General features: G+C 44.3%; 8 protein-coding genes and 1 tRNA gene. 7 read left to right on the forward strand and 2 right to left on the reverse strand.

Annotation, left to right across the window (positions count from 1 at the left end; all coding sequences use genetic code 11):
* Positions 1-25: 25 nt before the first annotated feature.
* Positions 26-1801, reverse strand: a complete 1776-nt coding sequence (ggt, locus tag G9F75_RS19355; protein ID WP_014418078.1) for a gamma-glutamyltransferase — start codon at positions 1799-1801, stop codon at positions 26-28.
* Positions 1802-2044: 243 nt separating this feature from the next.
* Between ggt and G9F75_RS19360 the strand changes: the two genes are divergently transcribed.
* From G9F75_RS19360 to G9F75_RS19370, 3 genes are all read left to right on the forward strand, one after another.
* The gene (locus tag G9F75_RS19360; RefSeq protein ID WP_003153848.1) at positions 2045-2275 is read left to right on the forward strand and encodes an excisionase family DNA-binding protein; all 231 of its coding nucleotides are present in this window, start codon (positions 2045-2047) and stop codon (positions 2273-2275) included.
* A gap of 315 nt (positions 2276-2590) precedes the next feature.
* Complete coding sequence (locus G9F75_RS19365) at positions 2591-3136, forward strand: site-specific integrase (protein WP_003153850.1); 546 nt, start codon at positions 2591-2593, stop codon at positions 3134-3136.
* Positions 3137-3178: 42 nt separating this feature from the next.
* A tRNA-Arg gene (locus G9F75_RS19370) sits at positions 3179-3251 on the forward strand.
* A gap of 146 nt (positions 3252-3397) precedes the next feature.
* On the opposite strand, the gene G9F75_RS19375 is transcribed toward G9F75_RS19370, so the two are convergent.
* On the reverse strand, positions 3398-3940 hold the full coding sequence (locus tag G9F75_RS19375; protein WP_014418077.1) for an IseA DL-endopeptidase inhibitor family protein: 543 nt from the start codon (positions 3938-3940) through the stop codon (positions 3398-3400).
* Between the two features lie 228 nt (positions 3941-4168).
* Between G9F75_RS19375 and G9F75_RS19380 the strand changes: the two genes are divergently transcribed.
* The 4 genes from G9F75_RS19380 to G9F75_RS19395 all read left to right on the forward strand — a co-directional run.
* Entirely contained in the window at positions 4169-5557 is a 1389-nt protein-coding gene (locus tag G9F75_RS19380) for an MATE family efflux transporter (protein ID WP_014418076.1), read from the forward strand.
* 114 nt (positions 5558-5671) lie between these two features.
* Positions 5672-6640: an aldose 1-epimerase gene (locus tag G9F75_RS19385; RefSeq protein ID WP_167409315.1), complete on the forward strand. Its 969-nt coding sequence runs from the start codon at positions 5672-5674 to the stop codon at positions 6638-6640.
* Between the two features lie 18 nt (positions 6641-6658).
* On the forward strand, positions 6659-8134 hold the full coding sequence (dacB, locus tag G9F75_RS19390) for a D-alanyl-D-alanine carboxypeptidase/D-alanyl-D-alanine endopeptidase (RefSeq protein ID WP_167409316.1): 1476 nt from the start codon (positions 6659-6661) through the stop codon (positions 8132-8134).
* 479 nt (positions 8135-8613) lie between these two features.
* A partial coding sequence (locus G9F75_RS19395) for a condensation domain-containing protein (protein WP_260399152.1) occupies positions 8614-10024 on the forward strand: 1411 nt, incomplete at its 3' end.

A 10024-nucleotide genomic window follows, 5' to 3' on the forward strand; every position in this document is an offset into this window, starting at 1 on the left:
TTGAGAAACGAGGCTTTTTGTCTTGTTATTTTTTATAATTTTTCAAGTTTACGCCGATTGCGGCTCCGTTTCGGCTTGAGTCGGCGACTCCGGTGAAGGTGCCGTTTTCACGGTCGATCAGGATGCTTTGCACATTGCCGATATCAACCGGGCTGCTGCCGAATTTATGCCCCATTTCGTTCAGTTTTGTGCGGGCTTCTTCCGGCACTCCTTTTTCATATCGATAGGATGTCATGCTGTTTGTGTAAATTCTCGGCTCTTCGACTGCCGCTTTCAGATCCATGCCGTACTCAACTTTGTTCAGGATCGTTTGCAGGACGGAAGAAATAATCGTTGCTCCGCCGGGGGAGCCGACAGTCAGGACAGGTTCGTTATTTTTGAATAAAATAGTCGGAGTCATGCTGCTGAGCGGACGTTTATTCGGCTGCACTTCATTTGCGCCGCCAGGCACCGCATCGAAGTCTGTTAACTCATTATTCAGCACAACGCCGTATCCGGGAACCATAATGCCGGAACCGAACAGCTGTTCAATTGTTGTCGTATAAGATACGACATTGCCGAAGCGGTCGGTTACCGTGAAGTGAGTCGTTTGACCTTCCTGTTTGTCAGTCGGCTGCTCCACTTGTTTATAGTTTGCAGAACCTTCCTGATAGGCCCAAGGATCGCCGGCTTTCGGTTTTTTATTGACTTTATCAATATCTATCAGCTGTCTGCGGGCATTGATATAATCTGGATTCAAGAGACCTTTGAGAGGGACGTTGACGAATTCTGGGTCCCCGGCAAATGCGGCGCGGTCAGCATAAGCCAAATGCATCGTTTCTGCGAGAAGCTGATATTTTTGCCAAGAACGGATATCATATTGAGAAAGCTTAAAATCATCCAGGAGGTTCAGCATTTGCAACAGGAAAACACCGCCCGAGCTTGGAGGAGGAGCAGTTGCGATATGATAGCCCTGGTAATCTCCCCAGATCGGTTCGTCAATCGTCACATTGAAGTTTTTAATGTCTTTTTCTGTCATTGAGCCGCCGAATTCCTGCACTGTTTCTGCAAGCTTTTTGGAGAATGCACCGTCATAGAATGCTTTTGTGCCTTTGTACTTAATAGCTGTAAATGTTTTGGCTAAGTCTTTTTGGATGAGTGTGTCTCCTTCTTTCAGAGGTTCTCCGTCCGGAAGAAACACGTCTTTTGCAGCAGTGTGTGATAATTTGTCTTTATAATCTGAGATGGCATCAGCTAAAACCGAATCGATCGGAAAGCCTTTTGAGGCAAGTTTAATGGAAGGGGTGATGAGTTGTTTCATGGAGCGTGTGCCCCATTTGTCTAGCGCTTTTTCAAGTCCTTTTAATGTTCCCGGAACACCGACTGCAGTCCCTTTCGTAACGCGTTCGGAGAAAGGAATGGCTTTGCCGTTTTCGTCAAGGAACATATCCGGTGTTGCGCCTGCCGGTGCGCGTTCCCTGCTGTCGATAATGGTGGTGTCTTTCGTCTTCGCATCATAAACCATCATAAATCCGCCGCCGCCGATTCCTGACATCATAGGTTCAGTTACGTTTAATGCGAATTGAATGGCAACCGCGGCGTCAATTGCATTGCCGCCTTTTTTCAGCACGTCGGCACCGATTTGTGAAGCGAGAGGATGGGCGGTGGCAACCATGCCGTCTTTGCCGACATCTACCTGTTTGTAGTCGTCATAGGAAAACGGGTGTTTCTTAGCCTGAGCGTGATAAGGGATGCTTCCGGCCGCGAGCAAAGTACTGAGCAGAACGATAAAACAGAGATTCATAAACTTTTTCTTTTTCATAGTCTGCCTCCTTTGTTTTCCGCTTACAATTATAGAGTAAGTAAAATGTGCTGTTTTCACAAGTGACAAACGGAATAGTCCGGTGTGCAAAAAGTTGGGGTTTCTGTGTGAATGTAATCAGTCGCAAATAGGCTAAATGGGAAACCGGACTGAAAAAGCTGTGAAACAAGCATAAAGACAAAAAATAAGCTACAATAAACAAAACAGAATTCACTCACATGACATATGAAAGGAACGTGAGCCATGTATTTAACGATCAAAGAGACAGCTGAGTTTACCAGTCTTCCTGAAGAATATGTGCACAATCTTGTTTTGACGAATAAAATAAGAGCCGTCCATGACGGACAGCAATATTTAATCAACAAGGAACAATTTCAAACCCATCTCGAACAGCTGGAAAAATATAAGGAAATGATTCAAGAGTTTTTAAATGAGCCGCTTCCTGAAGACATTGATGTAAAAGATGAAGATTAGGACACAATTTCATATTGTGTCTTTTTTTTTCATTTTTTTCGGTTGCTCACAAAAAAACGGATGCTCAGATTTCATTTTAAGGCCTTTTTTTCATTTTTTAATACCTTGAGTCTCTATTTGTTTAAAAGCTTGTCAACGGGCTGAAAATGATGTTTTTGAGGAATTCGTTGAAACTGCTTATCTGATTCACCTTATGTAACACTATGTATATTATGTTACATAAGACCCTTTATCCTTTATCATTCAACGGGTTTCGGTTATAATAGTAACATAATGCTCAATATGTTACTTTACCAATTATAAGGGGTTTTTTTGATGCATATCGTACAGCCGATCCGAAGTTTGGAGAAGATCCAGGAAGTCAAACAGTATTTAATGAAAAAAAGTGATCGTGATTATTTTTTATTTATTTTCGGCATGAACAGCGCACTGCGGATTTCAGATGTTCTGCCGCTTCGCGTGAGGGATGTAAGGAACAAAGACCATGTGTGGGCAACCGAAAGCAAAACGAGAAAGAAAAGAAAAATTCTGATACTGGAGTCTTTAAAGGCCGACATATACGCTTATACAAAAGACATGAAAGAGGATGACTATTTGTTTAAATCAAAACGGACGAATAAGCCCATATCCCGGATTCAGGCATACAGAATATTAAAGGAAGCGGCTGCCGCTTGCGGGTTGGAGGAAATCGGGACGCATACGCTTAGAAAGACGTTCGGGTATCATTTTTATCAGAGGACAAAAGACATTGCTGAACTGCAGAGGATTTTGAATCATTCTTCTCCGTCTATTACAATGCGTTATATCGGAATAGATGAAGATACAACGAGAGCCGCCTATAAGGTGTTCGGAGGGCTGTAGACTTGAAAAAAACGGCCGCCAGCGTTACTATAATAGAAGCAGGCTCTAGTAGCACAGCGGATAGTGCAGCAGTTTCCTAAACTGCAGGTCGGGAGTTCGAATCTCTCCTAGAGCGTTTTTTGTATAAGATAGACACGGATTAATAATGTCGGCAAAACAGAAACCCCCTTGTTATACAAGGGGGTTTCTGTTTTGAATATTTTGTGAGAACCTGGTGGAAATGATGTGAAAAAAGCCCGCTGTAAGTAAGCGGGCTTTTTCTTATATGACAGCATCAAATTGATTGACTTTCCAAACGTTGTTTTCTTTTACGAATGTTACATCGCGTTTTGCTGACGGAGAACCGTCAAGAGTCGGTACAGTGAAGCGGTATGTTTGGACGCTTCCTTTTTTAGAAAGAAGAGTCATTTTTGCTTTTTTCCAATTCAGGAGGTTATCTCCGTCGCCGACCGGAACAGCCAATTTGCCGTCTTTTACAGTGAAGTGGTAATCTTTGAGCCCTTTGTCAATCGCTTGCTTTGTAAAAGCGGGTGTCAGATATTTTACGGCTTTTGCTTTTGTTCCGAGGTCTTTGCACATAAATACATATTGCAGATTTTGATATTCAAACGGTTCAGAAGTGCAATTTGCGTTTGATTTAAGCGCACCGCCGCTCATCGTGTTCCAGAAATGTTCTCTCGCTGACAGGGCCAGCTGAAGCGCTTGTTTTTGTGTAAGGTCATTAGGTGCATTTTTTGCGGTCGCCGCAGTGCCCAATGACAGAATCAATGTAATAGTAGTGAGGAATAATAGCCATTTTTTCATGATATAATCTCTCCTTCAATCAATCTCTTTCTCTTATGTTACAAATGTTACAATAATTACGGTAAGATTACAATACCTTTTCAGAAATATTTTCCGGACTTTTTATTTTTATGGTTTATTTCCATGTAAGACGTGAGAAAAAGATAAAGAGTTTCATTGAACAAAAGGTTTTTACAAGCTGTCTGCTGAATAATAAAATGGAAGAAAATCAAAAAAGGAGTCCTACATATGGAAGTACAAGATCATTTAGAAACAGCGGAAGGCCGCGGCCAGTCTGTCTGGCGATCGATGTCACTGTTTTTAGTGCCGCTGCTTTTAAGCAATGTATTGCAATCTGTCGGCCAATTGGTCGGAATGGTATTTGTCGGAAGGTGGCTCGGAGTTGATGCGCTTGCCGCTGTATCGTCTTTTTTTCCGCTGTTTTTTCTGCTGATCTCCTTTACGATCGGAATCGGTTCGGGAAGTTCCATTCTGATCGGGCAGGCTTACGGCGCGAAAAACGAAGAGAGGATGAAGGCGATTGTCGGCACTACACTGACTTTTACCTTTATGCTCGGTGTTGTTCTGGCAGTTGTCGGCAGTGTGTTTACGCTTGATATTCTGCGGCTGATGGGAACGCCGGAAAACGTAATAGATGTCAGTGTCCGATATGCGCGCATTTTGTTTTGCGCAATGCCGCTGATGTTTTTATATTTTGCGTATACGACATTTTTACGCGGAACGGGAGATTCAAAGACCCCGTTTTATACGTTAATCGTCAGTACAGTCATAAACATCGGGCTCTTGCCCTTATTGATTCTCGGGCTTTTCGGACTTCCGAAGTTCGGCATTTACGGTTCGGCGTATGCAACCGTGATTTCAAACATCGTGACATTTATCGTACTCATGGTTTATTTACGGAAAAGAAAACATCCATTGGCATTTGACCGGACTGCGCTCCGTTCTCTTAAAATGGACAAAAAGCTGCTCGCGCTTTTACTCCGTCTCGGTATTCCGTCGAGCATCAATATGATTCTCGTGTCACTTTCTGAAATTGCGGTCATTTCATTTGTCAATCATTACGGATCAAACGCGACGGCTGCTTACGGGGTCGTCAACCAAGTGGCGAGTTATGTGCAGATGCCGGCGGTAAGCCTCGGTATCGCCGTTTCAATTTTTGCCGCCCAATCCATTGGCGCCAATCAATTCGGCCGGCTGAAACAGGTCATCAAAGTCGGCATCGGCCTGAATTATTTGATCGGCGGGGTGTTGATCCTGCTGATTTACACCTTCTCCCGGCAGATACTGGCTTTGTTTTTAACAGATCAGGATACACTCCACATTGCCCGCAATCTGATTATGATTACCCTTTGGAGCTATTTGATTTTCGGTCACGCTCAGATCGTTTCAGCAACAATGCGGGCGAGCGGTACGGTGTTATGGCCGACGATTATCAGCATTTTTGCGATTTGGGGAATTGAAGTGCCTGTGGCCTTTATTCTTTCTCATTATACGAATCTCGGCATTCTCGGCATTTGGGTCGGTTATCCGGCGGCTTTTGTCGTCAGCCTGCTGCTGCAATACGGATATTACCGGTTTGTATGGAAGAAAAAACAGATTACCCGGCTGATTCAATAAGGTTTTACCGCACATCGCTCAGTTCATACGGGCGATGTTTTTTTAGAGCAGGAAAATGAGTTTAGAAAATGGAATTCCTATACATGCTAGAAAACAAGGAAAGGGCAGGTGCTTATGACGATTGAACATACGACTTATTTAGGGGTTTCAGCCATAAAAGCGGAGACTGATCAGGCTGAATGCATCATTGTGCCGGAGTGGGGATCAAATGTCATATCGCTTCGGGATAAAAGAACCGGTATGCGGCTTCTCAGAGAACCGGAAACTGCGGAGCAATTCCGCGCAAAACCGATGCTGTACGGCATTCCCGTTTTATTCCCGCCGAACCGGATTACGGACGGGACGTTTCGTTTTGACGGCCGCGCGTATCAATTCGAGATAAACGAAGAGGATAAACATAATCATATTCACGGCTTTCTTCACAATCAGCATTGGAAAGCGGCGGCAGCGAAAGAAGAGGGGGATGGAATGACAGTCGAAACAGAAATTGATCTTTCAAAGATTCCCCGTGTTCATAAACAATTTCCGCACGATGTCATTGTCCGGATGACCTATACATTAAAAGACAATGTGTTTACGCAGCGGGCGCTGATTACCAACAAGGGAACGGAGGCTTTTCCTTGGGGGCTCGGCTATCATTCCACATTTGTTTTCAATGAAGAGCGATCCCGTCTTTTTCTGACGGCTGACCGCATGTGGGAATTAAATGAACGTTTCGTGCCGACGGGCCGTTTATTGGATGTGCCTGATAAAGAAGCGTTCCGTCATGGGATGTCTTTGAAAAATAAACAGTTTGACGATGTTTTTCTTTCTTCCGGACGGAACGGCGGCAATAACGAAGCTGTTATTTCTCATCCGGATGAGAAATTATCCGTTTTGTATCAGGCAGACACGTCTTTCAAGCATTGGGTGGTATATAACGGTGACGGAAAGCAGGGGTTTGTCAGTCTTGAGCCTTATACTTCCGTTACAGATGCATTTAATCTGAATCAGCCTGCATCACTGACAGGGCTTCAGATTCTGAAACCGGGCGAAGAAGCGGCTGCGTCATCCAGGATCACCATTTTGCATGACGAAGAATAGGAAAGAGGCGGGATAACATTGAAAATATATGTGAAACGCTTGAGCGCGGTGATTCTGCTTTTGATCATTGCCGCAGTTCCTTATATTGATGATGCGGCTAAGGCGGCTGAACAAAAAAATACTTTGCAAAAAGAGCTGGAACACATTCTGGATGAAGAACCTGCTTTAAAGGGGGCTTCAGCGGGAGTCAGTGTCCGGTCAGCAAAAACAGGGGAGGTGCTGTTCGGCAGCCGGGAAGATATGCGGCTGAGGCCTGCATCACTGATGAAGCTGCTGACGGCATCTGCGGCGCTTTCCGTTCTCGGAGAAGATTACACCTTTAAGACAGAAGTACGGGCAGACGGCGCCGTGAAAGGAAAACAGCTGCGCGGAAACCTTTATCTCAGGGGAAAAGGCGATCCGACCCTATTGGGTTCTGATTTTGAGAAGATGGCTAAACAGGTCAAAGCCAGAGGCATCCATGTCATTAAAGGAGATCTGGTCGGGGATGACTCGTGGTATGACGATACCAGGCATTCAGTTGATCTTCCGTGGAGCGATGAAGGCCAATATTATGGTGCGCAAGTATCAGCTCTTACCGCTTCCCCAAATGAGGATTATGATACCGGAACGGTGATTGCGGAAATCAGCCCGGCAAAACAGCCCGGTAAAAAGCCGCGCATTTCGATTTCTCCCCATACGGACGTCGTTCGTGTGAAAAATGAAGTGAAAACCGTCGCTTCTGATGAAAAGAAAGAATTGACGGTTGAACGGGAGCACGGTGGCAATGTGATTACGATAAAGGGAACCATACCTGTCGGCTCGGCACAGGCAAGAGAATGGGCGGCGGTGTGGGATCCGTCGTCCTATGCTTTAGATTTATGGAAACAAGCGCTTACTAAACAGGGTATAACTGTAAAAGGGAAAATCAGAACAGGGCGAATGCCGCACCGCACCCAACTTGTCACATCACGGACATCCATGCCTCTTTCAGAATTATTGATCCCGTTTATGAAACTGAGCAACAACGGGCACGCCGAAATTCTGATCAAGGAAATGGGAAAAGTGAAAAAAGGAGAGGGCAGCTGGGAAAAGGGCTTGGACGTGATGAAATCGGAGCTCAAATCGTTCGGGCTGAATCCGGATGAATTGATTGCAAGAGACGGATCCGGCGTTTCTCATATTAACGGCATATCCGCCGGCCAAATCGGAGAGCTTTTGTATGCGGTTCAGAAAGAAAAGTGGTACCCGGCTTTCCTTCGGTCGCTCCCTGTCGCCGGTGCAAGCGACAGAATGACGGGAGGAACCCTTCGGAACCGGCTGAAGGGCACCCCGGCGGAGGGCAAAATTAAAGCGAAAACCGGGTCACTAACATCAGTCAGTTCGATTGCCGGCTATGCAGACACAAAAACAGGAGATACGCTTATTTTTTCCGTGCTTCAAAACGGGCTGCTTGACGAAGATGACGGAAAAGACATTGAAGACAAAATTGCAGTCGTGCTGGCAAATCAATAAGAAGGGCCGAATCCTTAGAGGATTCGGCTTTTTTGATGTCTGTAAAACATTATATTGCGATTATGAATCAATCTTTTCAAAAAGTAATATCGGCAATATCCTTCCTTTTTTTTACATGATACTTTCTTACTTGTTCACCGATTTTTCATTTTTTAACGTAAAACTTCTTTTAAGGAGGCAAAACCTTTTTAAAAGCGCAATTAATTATACATTTTATTCCTTATTATAGTGTTTAAGAACCAGTTTGTAGTGTGCATACATACCGTTTTACATGGTATAAAGATTATAGAAATGAAGAAATGAAGTGAGGAATATATACTATATTCTAAAAAATGTTAGAGAAAATTTAATTTTTTATTGTGATTTCTAAAATATGTTTTAAAATAATGCTTATATGGATGATTTAGTCATATGCTGTCGAAATTTAATTGTAATTATTTCACTTTCTTATCCTCTTAAATTGAAATGGAGGGATTCCATTGAAGAACACTGTTTATTCTTTAACTCACGCCCAAAGAAGAGTCTGGTTTACAGAGCTGCTCGAGCCGGGCACAAGTATCTGCAATCTCGCGGCGTGCGTCAAATTCAGGGGGGACATCGATTTTGACGTACTGCGCCATGCTTTAGATTTTTCTATCTCGCAAAATGATTCACTCAGGTTTCAACTGACAGAAGGGGACGGATCAGAACCCCAGCTGTATCTGGCGGGGCATCGGCCGATTTCTCTAGAGACTGTTGATTTTACTCATACTGATCAGGCAGAGCGGGACGCATGGATTGACACGCAGACCCGTGTTCCGTTCAAGCTGTTTCATTCACCTCTGTATCAATTTACTCTGCTTGTCATGTCAGACGAAGAAGTTTGGCTTTATTCAAAATTTCACCATATTATCATGGACGGCATCTCGCTCAACCTGCTCGGCAACCAGCTCATTGATATCTACCAAAAGATCATGCGGGGCGAGGATTTAGCTGAACATCACAGACCTTCCTATCTCAGCTACATGGAAAAAGAACAGCAATACTTACAGTCTTCCCGTTTTCAAAAAGACCGTTCATTTTGGACTGAAACATACCGAACCGTTCCGGAACACCTTTCACTGGCGGAACGAACCTCTCATCTTAGACAAAGCACTGCGGCTTCCAGAGATACAATCACTCTTTCTCACTCCTTAGAACAATCTATCCGGCGTTTTTGCAAAGAAAATAATATCAGCATCATCTCTCTGTTTATGGCTTCGTTATACATATGCATCAGCCGTCTGACGGCTAAAAAGGATATTGCCATCGGCACTTATTACGGAAACCGGGGCTCCAGGCTCGAAAAGGATATGCTCGGCATGTTCGTCAGCACACTGCCGATCAGAATGACGGCAGATCCTGATGCGGAGTTCCTGTCCTTTGTCCGCAGCGTAGGAAAAGAGCAGCTGTCTGTTATGCGGCACCAGAAATATCCTTACAATCTTTTTGTGAATGAATTAAGGCAGACTCATCACGACCTGCAAAATATCATCGGGATTTCGATGCAATACCAGCCTCTCGCGTGGCGTCAGGCAGAAGGTTTCGATTATGAAACGGCGATGTTTTTCAGCGGACATACGGCAAATGAGCTGTCCATTTTAATTAAGGAGCGGACAGATACGGGATTGATTGAGCTGAATTTTGATTATCAATCCGCTTTATTTACTAAAACATCGATTAAACGAATTCAAACTCATTTGCTGACGATCGTTGAAAATGCCGTTAGAAATCCAAACCAGCTGATTCGGCATATTGATATGGCGGATGAAAATGAAAAGAAACGGGTGTTAACTGCGTTTAACCGTACAGAAGCGGTTGAACCGCCGGCTCCGACGCTTCACGGGCTGTTCACCCGCCGCGCCGCGCTTT

The sequence above is a fragment of the Bacillus sp. EKM208B genome, assembly GCF_011800725.1.
Lineage (GTDB): Bacteria > Bacillota > Bacilli > Bacillales > Bacillaceae > Bacillus > Bacillus velezensis.